Origin of the sequence: Micromonospora gifhornensis, assembly GCF_016863515.1 — a bacterium.
Taxonomy (GTDB): Bacteria; Actinomycetota; Actinomycetes; order Mycobacteriales; family Micromonosporaceae; genus Micromonospora; species Micromonospora gifhornensis.
The window spans coordinates 1-11,866 of sequence record NZ_BOPA01000078.1 but is presented as its reverse complement, the minus strand read 5'-3'; the positions used below and the strand labels follow the sequence as shown (position 1 = coordinate 11,866).

Below are 11,866 nucleotides of genomic sequence, written 5' to 3'. Positions count from 1 at the left end.
TCCGCCGGCCGCACGTTTCTTACTGATCGTAACGGACGTGCGGCCACCCCTTGGTGGCTGTGACAGCGGGAGGACGGCATGGTCCGACACGACACCTTCACGATCTCGCGGCACCTCGACGTGCCGCCGGGCGAGGTCTTTACCGCGTTCGCCGATACCGCGATCAGACGGGGATGGTTCCGGCTTCCTGGCAGCGGAGCCTCATACGAGCACGACTTCCGGGTGGGCGGAGGCGAGACGGCAAGCAGCACCTTCACCGGGCTGGACACGGCGCCCGAGCGGCTGGAGTACCGGTCGCGGTACATCGACATCGCGGACGCACACCGGATTGTCTACGGCTACGAGGCCATCGTCGACGGCGACCTGCGATGGACCTCACTGGTCACCGTCCGGCTGGACGCAGAGACGGACGGCACCCGTCTGGAATGGACCGAGCAGGTGGCGTTCCTCAAGTGCACGGGGGACGGCAGTACGGACCTGGCGCACCTGCGCGGCGGGAGCGTGCTGCGGCTCAACGGCCTCGACGCGGTGCTGCAATCCGTCCGGCAGCGTCAGCAACCGCGGTGATAGTGCCTGCGCTCGCCGTGGTGGCTGCGGGGTTCATGCCGCTTCCTTCTGCAGTGCGGGGCCGAGGAGCAGTCCGCCGTCGATGACATACTCGGCGCCGGTGATGAACGTCGCGTCCGGCGATGTGAGAAACAACAGCAGCGCAGTGATGTCGGCGGGCTGTCCGAGTCGCGGGACGGCGAACGGCTCGGGCGAGTAGAAGTCGGCGATCGGGGTGTCGGCGCCGGCCGCCGGCTCGGTGATGAACGGGGTGGCGACAACGCCGGGGTGGATGACATTGACGCGGATGTTGTCGCGGCCCAGCTCAAGGGCAGCAGTTCGAGTGAGCCCTCGGACCGCCCACTTGCTGGCGACGTAGGGCGCGTAGAAGGCAGTACCGCCGATGCCCACGGTGGAAGCGATGTTGATGATCGTTCCTCCACCCGCGCGCCGCAGCGCCGGTGCGGCGGCCTTGATGCCGAGGAACGTGCCGGTGAGGTTGATGTCGAGGATGCGAGCCCACGTGGCCCGGTCGGTGGACTCGATGAGGACCGGCGGGTTCTGCACCCCGGCGTTGTTGACCAGGATCGTGAGCGCGCCGAATGCCTTTTCGGTCTCCGCGACGGCGGCGGCCCACGACTCCTCCTGGGACACGTCGAAGCGGACGAAACGCGCCCGATCTCCCAACTCGGCGGCGAGGCCAGCCCCACGCTCGGCATTTGTGCCGCCGATGACGACGTTGGCGCCTTCGGCATGGAAGGCGCGAACGTGGCTGGCCCCCTGCCCACCAGTGCCACCGGTGACGAGAACGGTTTGATCGGCGAAGCGGGACATCAGTTCCTCCGAGTACGTATGGGGCGACACCCGAGACCAGGTGGCGAGTCGAGCGACTCACCTTGCCGAAGCTACGCCCCTGCAGATGGTGAGTCAACCCACTCGCCTCGCTATTATGGGCGCATGACCCCAGTGCCGTCGGCCTATCACCAGCGCGTGGCGGAGGAGAAGCGCGCGCTCATCGTGCAGGCCGCTACTGAGCTTTTCCTCGAATTGGGCTACGACCGGACGTCGCTGGCCCGTGTTGCCGACAGTGCTGGCGTGTCAAAAGCCACGTTGTTCAAGCAGTTCCCGACGAAGGCAGCATTGTTCGATGCCATCGTCATCGACTCATGGGCCGAGAACGACGTCGCCGACGTGCCACCCACCGGTGACCTGGCAGCCGGCCTGACGGTTCTGGGACGGCGCTACGCGACACTGGTGAGCCAGCCGGAGATGACGGACCTGTTCCGCATCGTCATCGCCGAACTGCCACGGTTTCCCGAACTGGCCAAGGCGCACTTCTCACAGGGCAAACTGCCGTACTTCGAGACCGTCCGGATCTACCTGGTGGCCGAGCACGACGCGGGAGCCGCAGACATCGCTGACCCGGAGATGGCCGCCACCCAGTTCCTCGGGATGATCTCCAACTACCTGTTCTGGCCGAGCCTTCTGCTGCCGGACTGGACGGTGTCCCCTGCCCGCACGACCGCGGTGGTGGAAGAAGCCGTCCGAACCATGGTTGCCCGGTACGGCACCGATGGTCACCACCGGGACCGCGAGGTCGTTACCGCATCTACCGCAGACGACACGCAGGGCCGCTGAGAAGTCCTGGCAACAGACTCCGCGGCAAGCCGGAGCCTTGCCAGCTGGCAGGTTAGTCCTCAGGTACAGGCGCTCTCCCCGATCCCCGCCAACGGTGTGCCTGGAGACCGCCCTCGACGTCATCGCTCGGTCGGACATCATCGAGGCATGGGCGATCTTCTCATCAATCTGCTGGCGAGCGTCATCGCCGGCACGGCCGTCTGGCTCACGGGGTTCCTGCTGCGTCGGCGCAAGCTGAACCGGGCACGCGCCTTCTTCGGGCTCACCGCCGGGGCGAGTTGTCTGCTGGTGGTGTCCCGGCACGCGTCGTCGCCGCGCGAGTTCAGCGTCCACCGCCGCGACGTCGCCGCGCTGGTGGAACTGGCGACCATCGCCCGGGAATGCGGCGCCCACGCCGACCGGGTCGGCGAGAACCAGCCGACCGGGGAGATCGGCCGGCTGACCGAGTTCTGTGTCGGCGGCCCCGGCGCGAGCCCGCGCAGCGCCACACACGTACGCGCGATCCTCCGTGGCGTGACGTACGAGATCTTCGACGAGGACAAACGCCGGATGTCGTTCACCGTCGGCGGCACCGACTACGTCTACAGCCCAGAGACCAGCTACGTCCTGCTCGCCCGGTTCTGGGGGCCGACCGGCGGGCGCCCGATCTTCTTCATCGGCGGCCTGACCGCGGGCAGCAACCTCGCCGGCGCCCGATACCTGACCAAACACCACCCCGACCTCGCCCGGACGTTCGGCACCGACCGGCCGTTCGCGTTGGTGCTGCGCATCACCGAGCCAGCCGCGTACGGCACCGACTTCACCGAACTGATCGCCGACGTGACCGACATCGCGTTCCAGCCGCCTCCACACCCGGACGACGAGACGACCCCCCAGCCACCGGAAATGCCGGCCACACACGCCAGCAGCTGAGCCCTCTGCGAAGACGGAACGACGAGGGCAGCGGGGGGTTGGGCATCCTGGTCTGCTGCATGTCGGGCATGTCCGTGGTCAGACTCCCGGGGACGGCATGGTAACCGCAAGCCACGCCCGACTGGCGACGCCGTCGACCAGCGTGGTCACCAAGCGGGTGGTCCTGGGCCGAGGTCGGCTCGGAAGCGGCCGCTGGAGCAGCGGAGGCTGCGGCGAGCTGAAGCCGTCCGCTGCGACCAGGTGGCCGCCTCGTCAGCCGAACGCATGGTGTACGGCTGACGAGAACAGCACCACGCCGTAGTTCAGCCTTGACTTAATTAAGTATGGGTTGGGATAGTTCCCCGGGTGCACGCGTTCGATGTCCTCGGCGACCCGGTCAGGCGCCGAATACTGGAGCTGCTCGCCGACGGCGAACAGGCCGCCGGGGCCGTCAGCGAGGTGGTCCGGGCAGAGTTCGGCATCTCAGCACCTGCGGTGTCGCAACACCTGCGAGTGCTGAGGGAGTCGGGTTTCGTCACCGTCCGCCCGGACGGTACGCGCCGCCTCTACGCCGTGGAGCCCGCGCCGCTGCAGGAGGTCGACATCTGGCTCGGACGCTTCCGGCAGTTCTGGAGCCAGCGACTGGACGCGTTGGCCACCGAACTCGCCCGTGGCAAGCGTCAACGCCGCGAACCGCGCGACAAACGTGGAAACGCCGGCGAGACACCGGAACGTCGTCAGGCAGCCGAGTCAGATAGCGAGGAGTCGACGTGATCGACATCATCAACCAGGTCAACGCCACCCACCGGGAGATCGGCAACCAGGCGGTTGCCGCCGGCGCAGGGCGATCGCTGCTGCTGCGGCGGGTCTACGACGCCCCCATCGAGGACGTGTGGAGCGCCTGCACCGAACCGGAGCGGCTCAGCCGCTGGCTGGGCCCGATCGAGGGCGACCTGCGGGTCGGCGGCACGTTCCAGCTCAAGGACAACGCCGGCGGCGAAATCCTGCGCTGCGAGGAACCCCACCTGCTCAAGGTGACCTGGGTCCTCGGCGAGGGCATGTCGACCGAGGTCGAGGTGCGCCTGGCACCCGGCGACAACGGCCGCACCGTCTTCGAGCTGGAACACGCCTCACCCGCCGAGATCGTCGACGAGTTGGTGCGCACCTACGGTCCCGGTGGAACGATCGGAATCGGCGGCGGCTGGGACCTCGCGCTGCTCGGCCTCGACCTCTTCCTGCACGGCGTGAGCGTTGACCCGGCCACGTGGGAGGACACGCCCGAGGTGAAGGAGTTCGCCATCCGCAGCTGCCAGGCCTGGGCTCCCGCCATCCAGGCCGCCTGGGGAACCAGCGACGACGACATCGCCGCGGCCATCGCCTTCGCGGTACAGCACTACGCCCCCGACACCAGAGGCGACAGCTGATGACCCACGATGTCATCACCACCGCCGCCGGCAGGGCGCCCAGCGCCGCCGCCCGGGAGACGAGGCTGCTGCGTCGCCGGACCGCTCTACATCGTCGTGGTCGTCCTGCAGATACTCACCAGGGACGGATTCGACAGCAGCCGGCACCCGGCCAGCATGCTGGGCACCGGCGACCAAGGATGAATCCAGATCGCCAACCTCGTGGTCAGCGGTCTGCTGACCGTGGCGTGTGTGATCGGGCTGCACCGGACCCTTGGCCCGGCGGTGCGGCCGGGCGGTGCCTGGGGACCCACGGATGACCGGTGTTCGGTGGCGCAATGCTCGGCGCGGCCGCCTTCTCCGCCGACCCCGCCGACGGCTTCCCACCGGGCACACCGACCGAGCCGGCCGCGCCGACCCACCGCGAACTCCCACGGACGCGGAGGGCCAGCGGATGCCACCCGCTGCGCGAGTGACCCCCGCATGACGGACAGGAGGCTGAAATGACTGGGACGACAGTGGCCGAGGTGATGGCCGAACTCGCCGCGATCGAGGACCCGAAGACCCGCGAGGTGAACGAGAAACACGGGGACGACCACGGTGTGCACCTCGGCAAGCTGCGCGAGCTCGCGAAGCGACTGAAAACGCAGCAGGCACTCGCGTGCCAACTCTGGAAGACGGACGACACCGCGGCGAGGCTGCTGGCGATCCTGATCTGCCGCCCGAAGGCGTTCGAGCGTGACGAGTTGGACGTCATGTTGCGCGAGGCGCGCACACCCAAGGTGCACGACTGGTTCGTCAACTATGTGGTGAAGAAGAACCCGCACGCCGAAGAGCTGCGTCTGGCCTGGTCCGCCGATCCGGATCCGGTGATCGCGAGTGCCGGCTGGGCGCTGACCACCGAACGCGTAACGAAGAAACCCGAGGGCCTCGACCTCGCAGGACTACTCGATGTCATCGAGGCGGAGATGAAAGACGCCCCGGATCGCCTGCAGTGGGCGATGAACCACTGCCTGGCTCAGATCGGGATCGAGCACGCCGAACAACGTGCTCGTGCGATCGACATCGGCGAGCGCCTGGAGGTACTCAAGGACTACCCGACTCCGCCGAACTGCACGTCTCCGTTCGCGCCCATCTGGATCACCGAGATGGTGCGCCGACAGCACGACAGGTAGGAAACCTCCTGCCCACGCTCCCCCGCTGCCCCTCGGGCACGATCGACAGAAGCTGGCTATCGACGCGAAGCGCAGCGCTCACGCAGACCTGCCCATGCAAACGTGCGGTTCTGCCGCTCGTCGGGCGTGTCTGTGGTCAGGACGCCCGGGGACGGCGCGCGCGGAAGGCATGGAGCCAGTGTCGTATCTGCTCGTCGTCGTGCAGGTACGGGCCGTCCTTGGCGTGGCGCAGGTCGATGCCGTGCAGCTGAGTCAACGCCCACCAGACATCCGCGTCTTCCACACCGCCGCCATCCGGGTCGGTGACCCACTGAGCTGCCCATCGGTCGACCTCGTCGCGTGACTGACTTCCGTCCAGAAGCGCCAGGAGCATCGACTCGATCTGGTCGCGATTCGGCGGCGGGTGAGGACTCAAGGACATCCCACAACCTTGACAGATCCACAGGACGTACCACTCCCGGGTGGACGGCCGGGGCTCGATCCCGGTGGAACTCAGATCCCGGCCGGTACACCGTTTCCAGTAGCGCGAACTGACTCAGGTCTTCGACCCGGACCGACCCGCTGTTCTCGATCAGCTATGTTGCCGGCGTGGAGATCCAGGTGCTGGAGGGTGCGCTCGTTGAGGTGCCGACGGCCGATGTCACGGGCATGGACCGGCGTGCGTTCGGCGAGTTCGTGGGACCGGGCGGTGAGCTGGCCTCGTACGCGTTCGGCTGGACCACCGGCTCGGACCCGCACGTCGCCCGTCTGTCCATCGGGATTGGTGCCGGCAATCCTGGCGGCGGCACCTTCCACGCCGTCATCTTCGCCAACAAGGGTACGCACGCGTTCTCGCTCGTCGACGAGCCGTTCGAGCGGGTCCCGCAGGGCGGTCCGGACCTGACCGCAGACCAGTCACGCGCCCACGAGGACCTGCCGTTCGTGTGGTGGGTCACCGACCACGTCATGCAACACGATCGGCGAGCCTGGTGGATGCTTCACTGGCTACTGGGCACCACCTGTATCCAAACCCCTGAAGTCTTCGAACGTCACGAGCCTGTCCTGCTGATCAGTCACGACGCCGACGACGGAGTCTGGCAGCTGATCGGAGCCACCGACGCGACAGGCAGCACCGGCAAACTCGGACACCTGCACCATGCCGTCGACGAGGACCCCAGCCTGATCGATGTCCTTGACCTACCACCCGGACACAGCGCGACACGCGCGGACATCGGGAAACCCTGGACTGGCCACATCTAACGCAATCGAGGCATCTCCCCTCCGACCTTCGATCGGCCACTGGCGGACGGTGGACCAGTAACCTCATCTGGCCACACAAAGCGGTCGCGGCCAAAGGTGGCGTCGGTGACGACCGCCGACATCCGATCCTGCCGATGACCGGATGTCGGAATTCCACCGGAGGGTGCCGAGCAGTGATGGATCTACGGGCCGCTCGGCGATGCGGATGTCCGTGCTTCGTCACGGCGAGGCAGCCGGTCAGGCTCAGGCAGGGAACCAAGCAATGCCGGCAGGGCGCCAAACACGAGGGGAAGACCGCTTAGCTCGCTGATCCCGACCCATGCGATGCCGTCATGCTCGTCCGGTGCGCGGTTGGTGGGAGAGCCGACCCATTCTCTGATGTGCCAGACGCTTGCGTGGATTGCTTGGTTCGCCCGCCGTAGAGGGCCACGAAGACGCGGTCCCGCAGGATCTCGTACTGCTGGCGGCATCGCCGAGGTGGGCCCGGCGGGCGTTGCTGGACTTGACCGCCGACAACGACTTCCGGTGGCTGGAACTGGTCAGCTGTCAGGTCGACCTCGCGGCCGTCGGCCAATCGATTCCAGTAGTGGTAGCCGACCCTGACGTCTCCGGCGAGGACCTCGCCGAGGATCAGCTCTCCGCCCAGCAGGTCCTGGATGATCAAGGCAGTCACTCCGCATTGACCACGGGCCGGGTTGCCGGTGTGCCAATCCCGCACATCGTGCGGGTCGCAGGTATCCGCTCCCCAGCCGCCACGCAGTACCGGCCGCAGCATCTCCAGGTCAATCGCGAGAGGGATCGATCGTCGGTCGCGCTCTTCAGACATCACCCAGGAAGGGTGATCCTTCGACCGGGTCGAGAGTCAAGGGACAACCCCGCCTCGGGTCCTGGCCGACCGAATGGCACCACGAGCGGGCACGCTCACGCCGCGTACGGCGCTACCGGCTCGAAAGGGTAGGCCTACGGGGTGGAGGGGCCTTCAGCCTGGATGTCACTGTGGGACGCTGGAGGATGATGGTGGTATGCCGTAGATGCCGGGTGTGGTCACGGTGGCATCGTCGATAGCAGTCGGGGCGATGCTCCAGCGACCGGCTATCGCCAGCACGTCGGACTCGCACGGCGTCGTGTCGTACCAGGCTGTCCACTCCTCATCAGACCAGTTCTCGCACCCCGGCGTCAGGCCACGAATGCCGATACCCAACTCGATCTCGTCGGCCGTCGCAGCACCGACGAACAGCGGCACCTCGCCTAGCTCGCCGATGAAACAGTAGGCGCGCATCAGCTCCCCATCCCGGGCCCAAGCCCAGGCGTGATAGTCCGGGACCCGTTCATTGGCGAAGAACTGCACCTCCCCCAGCTGCCGACTGAGCGCGGTGAGCCAGTCAGGAAAAGATGACTCCGCCGCGTCGAAACCCGGCGGCAAATGCCGGCGGCTGTGAGCAAGGGTCCAGCCCGGCACAGGCGCGGCCACATACACACCGTGCTGGTAGGCGCGGCCAGTGCCGGTTGCCCAATCGAGGAGTTCCCGGTCGTACAGTCCCAGCGCGTCGGCGACCTCGACGGGGGTCCGGTTCCGGACCGCCAGCCACGATGTCTTGTAACCGAACCCAGTCATGCCACCCATGATCCCCACTGCCCACGTAGCCGTCACCTAGAAGCATCCGGATCTGTCGCCGGCCGGGCGTTGCCGTGTCGGTGACCGCTACTTTCGGTATATCGGTCCTTCGGCCGTCTGGGCTCGTTCCCCGTCCGTCTGCCGGACCCGACGATGCTCAGGCATCCGAGTCTGCGGGTGTAGAACGATCGTGGCCCTCGAGCGTGTTCTCTAGGCTCACGCCATGTCGGCGGAGCGCGGATTCATAGATCTAGGCGACCACGATCACCAGTCACTGTCCTCGGGCCGGCCAGCCCCTGACCGCGTTACAGGCAGACGAAAGATGGGTGTACGGCTCGTCGCTGCCTTTGTGGTCGGCATGGTGCTTGGCGGTGTAGCGGTCAACCAGTTGCGGGACTCGCGGGAGGAACGGGAGCGGAACTCTTCGATCTCACTCGTGGCCTTCGTTGCATCCGGCGGTAGCGGGGGTGGGGACGCCAGGGGCATCTACCAGATGGCAGGACAACTGGCGGTGATCAATGCGGGGCCCGCGCCGATCACTGTCCGCGCGACGTCCGGTCAGCTGCCGGGTATCCGGGTCCGAGGTGCCGGGCAGTCTCCGCTGCTGCGTCCCGGCGGCACCGCCTGGATCGAGGTCGAGGTGCGCATCGACTGTTCGATCCCGTTCGGCAGCGAGCCGTTATCGACCCGGTTCACGGTAGAGGCCACCGACGGGAGGGTCAGGGAGGTCAGCCACCCCGTCGCCGTGATCGGCAGCGCCTGGCACCGTGAGGTCGAGCAGCCCTGCGCGCACCTCGCTGACCTGGTCAAGCGTGACGGCTAACGGGCAGCCGCAGACCCATCGGCGACCTGGCGCGAGCGCCACGAGCAGAATCAACCCACGACCGCGTACCCGGACATGCCGCAGAGCCCTCGTCGCCGTCACCGGACGGCAACGGAAGCGGTCATTGGCTTTGCGTTTCATGACGATGGTGACCGCGATCTGGTCCGGGGCCAGTGCTGCGAATCGAGTATCGCGTCGGCCGGTTTGTGCGGACGCGTGGGTGAGCGGAGCGGCGGAACGCGGATTTTCGGACAGGGCTTGTCCTGAGTCGGCTCGCCCATAGGCAAGCACGGACGGCACCTGGGCCGTCGAGACGACCCGCAGTGGAGCCGTGCTGTCCGGGAGTAGCCCGGTGAGTGCCGCCCGTTCCTCAGCTGTTCACAACGGTCGGATCGCGATGCGGTCGACGGTGGCGCGCCTGCACTGGTCACGCGCGTGCTGTGCGGGCCGCGGGGCTCGGTCTTGACGGGATGACCTGTGGCCTGCGGTAGCGACGCCGGGTCCATCCAGGCCGTTGCCGCCTCGGTCATTGCGGCGTGGACGTCCCAGCCGGTTGCGCGGAGGCGTTCGGCCAGTTCGGTTACTTTTGGCGGCCGGCGGAGCGGCGCACACGACGAGGAGGGCGACCGGGTCGGCTTCGGTCATGAGTCTGGTACTCCTGCTCGGCCGGCAAGAGCTCGCAGGCCAGAGGTGTGGCGGGGGCGTTCCCGCCGGAGCAGTTTCGTGATGAGGCCGGTGGCTGTGGCGTTGAGCCTGATCGCCTCGGGGGCGAGGTGCTCGTACTCGAGAAGCTGGAGCATCGCCTGTGGGTCTGAGTCGCGGGTGGCGCTGTGTGCTGCGGCAAGGTCGAGGTGTACCTGGGCGCGTCGGCTGGTCAGCGCCCTTGGGAGCGGTGAGGTATCAAGCTGATCGGCGGCACGGAGCGCACGCTGGTTGTCCTGGAGTTCGACCGCGACGGAGATTCGGTGTAGCTGGACGTTGGTGGGGCCGAAGGCTGTCCACAATTCGTTGCTGTTGCGGCGGAGTCGGTCGGCGGCGGATTCGGCGGCTTCAGGTACGCCCACGCGGTGCGGGCGTTGGTGCCACGTGCTGCCGCCACTGCGGCGTGCAGCAGAAGCGCCCCGTAGGCCGAGAGGTAGGCGGGTGTGCGATGCAGCTTGTGACGTGCACTACGAGGAGGCTGCCTCACGGTTCAGCGGGGTAGCTTGTCGCGTAGGTCCTCGACCTGGCGTTCGAGTCGGTTCACCGCGTTCTCGTTGTTGAGGAAGGTGGTGAGGCCGGCGGCGAAGGCTATCGCGATCAGGACCGCGAGGACGCTGAGGATGAGTGCGCCGACGGCGAGACCCCGGCCAGTCACGTTCGGTCGACCGGCCATCCGCAGGCCGATGACGCCGAGGATGATCCCGATGATGCCCAACACCAGTCCGACTGACGCCAGGATCGCGGTCAGGACACTGATCAGGGCAGCGACCCCGAACACCAGGGCGAATGTGGCAGCGGCGCTGGTCTTCGCGGTCGTGCCACCTCTGCCCGACCGGGAACCCACCTGCGAACTAGATGCATTCATCTCTTTCCTTCCTCGCACTGACCCCAGGAACTTCGGCGACGCGTTCCCCTTCTTCCTGCCCTTACACGCGCTCGTCCGAAAGCCCCGCTTGCCGGGTCCACTTCAGGGAGGATTCGGCTCGCGGCGGCGCTGCCGAGATGCCCCTTCGTTCTGGTCCCTACGCCGCGGCATCACCTTCCAGCGCACCAAGACCTGGAAGGAGTCGCCCGACCCTGATCGCGACGCCAAAGCTCGACCGGATTGAGCAGGTGCTGGACTGCTTCCCGGACCGGGTCTTCGCGTTCGACGAGTCCGGGCCTCTGGGGATCCGGCCCACCGCGGGCTGCCGCTGCCTCGACCAGCGTCTGTACCTGATCTGCGACGACTTCTCCCGCGCAAGCGCCCCCTGGTGCGCCGCCAACCAGGTCGACCTCGTGTTCCTGCCGACCTACGCATCCTGGCTGGCCATTATTCGAGGTAGCTCGGACTATCGGACGTGTACCAATCCTGATTCCGGAGCCACTTCAGGTAGGCGTCATATATCCTCAGCAGGCCGTCCGCCGACTCGCGGGCGGCGAGAAACTCACCCAACTGATCAAAAAGCATCCCGATGAGCTTCTGCTCATCGTCCGAAGACAGGCCAGCCAGCCCTCCTTGATAGCCATCGGGCAACGCGAGTCGCAGCAATAGCCCGCGCCAATTCAGATTGGCGCCATCACCAACTCGAACTACAAGCCACTCACGAAAACCCGCAAGCATGCCACCCTGCTGACCTACGTTAACACCTTCTATGAACGCGGCCGCCTGCCCGAATGATCCATCCACGCCAAGCACCGCAGGGTGATCTCGGAGAAGTTCTAGAGTGCGCTTCAGATCCATGCCCTCACCTCAGAATCCGAAATTAATAAGTTCACGGTCCAGCCAGGCGCGTTTGTATTCAGCAACAGGCACGCCCGTCCTGCCGCTGAACGCGTCAATAACTCTGCCATC

The 11,866-nt window shown here is 66.8% G+C and carries 15 protein-coding genes and 2 pseudogenes; 10 read left to right on the top strand and 7 right to left on the bottom strand.

Features of this window, described 5'->3' with window-relative positions:
- Positions 1-78 precede the first annotated feature (78 nt).
- Positions 79-567: an SRPBCC domain-containing protein gene (locus tag Vgi01_RS29970; protein WP_102656221.1), complete on the top strand. Its 489-nt coding sequence runs from the start codon at positions 79-81 to the stop codon at positions 565-567.
- Between the two features lie 33 nt (positions 568-600).
- Here the strand turns inward: Vgi01_RS29970 and Vgi01_RS29965 are convergent, their stop codons facing one another.
- Positions 601-1,380: an SDR family NAD(P)-dependent oxidoreductase gene (locus tag Vgi01_RS29965; RefSeq protein WP_204293304.1), complete on the bottom strand. Its 780-nt coding sequence runs from the start codon at positions 1,378-1,380 to the stop codon at positions 601-603.
- Positions 1,381-1,503: 123 nt separating this feature from the next.
- Between Vgi01_RS29965 and Vgi01_RS29960 the strand changes: the two genes are divergently transcribed.
- The 6 genes from Vgi01_RS29960 (at position 1,504) to Vgi01_RS29935 (ending at position 5,653) form a co-directional block, all read left to right on the top strand.
- Positions 1,504-2,184, top strand: coding sequence for a TetR/AcrR family transcriptional regulator (locus tag Vgi01_RS29960; protein ID WP_102656219.1), 681 nt, complete (start codon positions 1,504-1,506; stop codon positions 2,182-2,184).
- Positions 2,185-2,331: 147 nt separating this feature from the next.
- On the top strand, positions 2,332-3,096 hold the full coding sequence (locus tag Vgi01_RS29955) for a hypothetical protein (RefSeq protein WP_204293303.1): 765 nt from the start codon (positions 2,332-2,334) through the stop codon (positions 3,094-3,096).
- A 345-nt stretch (positions 3,097-3,441) separates the two neighbouring features.
- Positions 3,442-3,849, top strand: a complete 408-nt coding sequence (locus Vgi01_RS29950) for an ArsR/SmtB family transcription factor (protein WP_204293302.1) — start codon at positions 3,442-3,444, stop codon at positions 3,847-3,849.
- Positions 3,846-4,499 (top strand): SRPBCC family protein, encoded by a 654-nt coding sequence (locus Vgi01_RS29945; protein ID WP_204293301.1) that lies wholly within the window; start codon positions 3,846-3,848, stop codon positions 4,497-4,499. Before Vgi01_RS29950 ends, Vgi01_RS29945 begins: the two co-directional genes overlap by 4 nt.
- 302 nt (positions 4,500-4,801) lie before the next feature.
- Positions 4,802-4,954, top strand: a complete 153-nt coding sequence (locus Vgi01_RS29940) for a hypothetical protein (protein WP_203224306.1) — start codon at positions 4,802-4,804, stop codon at positions 4,952-4,954.
- Between the two features lie 27 nt (positions 4,955-4,981).
- On the top strand, positions 4,982-5,653 hold the full coding sequence (locus Vgi01_RS29935; RefSeq protein WP_203224305.1) for a DNA alkylation repair protein: 672 nt from the start codon (positions 4,982-4,984) through the stop codon (positions 5,651-5,653).
- Between the two features lie 136 nt (positions 5,654-5,789).
- Here the strand turns inward: Vgi01_RS29935 and Vgi01_RS29930 are convergent, their stop codons facing one another.
- The gene (locus tag Vgi01_RS29930) at positions 5,790-6,074 is read right to left on the bottom strand and encodes a YxzC family protein (RefSeq protein WP_158244835.1); all 285 of its coding nucleotides are present in this window, start codon (positions 6,072-6,074) and stop codon (positions 5,790-5,792) included.
- A 167-nt stretch (positions 6,075-6,241) separates the two neighbouring features.
- Here Vgi01_RS29930 and Vgi01_RS29925 point away from each other — a divergent pair, with 167 nt between their 5' ends.
- Positions 6,242-6,892, top strand: coding sequence for a hypothetical protein (locus Vgi01_RS29925; RefSeq protein ID WP_102656214.1), 651 nt, complete (start codon positions 6,242-6,244; stop codon positions 6,890-6,892).
- Positions 6,893-7,190: 298 nt separating this feature from the next.
- Here the strand turns inward: Vgi01_RS29925 and Vgi01_RS29920 are convergent, their stop codons facing one another.
- Together Vgi01_RS29920 and Vgi01_RS29915 are read right to left on the bottom strand one after the other, a co-directional pair.
- Positions 7,191-7,718: a YunG family protein gene (locus Vgi01_RS29920; protein WP_239089255.1), complete on the bottom strand. Its 528-nt coding sequence runs from the start codon at positions 7,716-7,718 to the stop codon at positions 7,191-7,193.
- A gap of 165 nt (positions 7,719-7,883) precedes the next feature.
- The gene (locus Vgi01_RS29915) at positions 7,884-8,507 is read right to left on the bottom strand and encodes a hypothetical protein (protein WP_204293299.1); all 624 of its coding nucleotides are present in this window, start codon (positions 8,505-8,507) and stop codon (positions 7,884-7,886) included.
- 322 nt (positions 8,508-8,829) lie between these two features.
- Between Vgi01_RS29915 and Vgi01_RS29910 the strand changes: the two genes are divergently transcribed.
- Positions 8,830-9,330, top strand: coding sequence for a hypothetical protein (locus Vgi01_RS29910; protein ID WP_204293298.1), 501 nt, complete (start codon positions 8,830-8,832; stop codon positions 9,328-9,330).
- Positions 9,331-9,971: 641 nt separating this feature from the next.
- Here Vgi01_RS29910 and Vgi01_RS31325 read toward each other — a convergent pair.
- Positions 9,972-10,498 (bottom strand): annotated as a pseudogene (locus Vgi01_RS31325) (hypothetical protein); the annotation flags it as partial.
- A 24-nt stretch (positions 10,499-10,522) separates the two neighbouring features.
- Positions 10,523-10,897 carry a hypothetical protein gene (locus Vgi01_RS29905; RefSeq protein ID WP_102656210.1) on the bottom strand — a complete coding sequence of 125 codons (375 nt, stop codon included), beginning with the start codon at positions 10,895-10,897 and terminating at the stop codon, positions 10,523-10,525.
- A gap of 175 nt (positions 10,898-11,072) precedes the next feature.
- Between Vgi01_RS29905 and Vgi01_RS31015 the strand changes: the two are divergent.
- Positions 11,073-11,220 (top strand): annotated as a pseudogene (locus tag Vgi01_RS31015) (IS630 family transposase); the annotation flags it as partial.
- A 124-nt stretch (positions 11,221-11,344) separates the two neighbouring features.
- Here Vgi01_RS31015 and Vgi01_RS29900 read toward each other — a convergent pair.
- Positions 11,345-11,755 (bottom strand): hypothetical protein, encoded by a 411-nt coding sequence (locus tag Vgi01_RS29900; protein ID WP_204293297.1) that lies wholly within the window; start codon positions 11,753-11,755, stop codon positions 11,345-11,347.
- Positions 11,756-11,866: the final 111 nt, after the last annotated feature.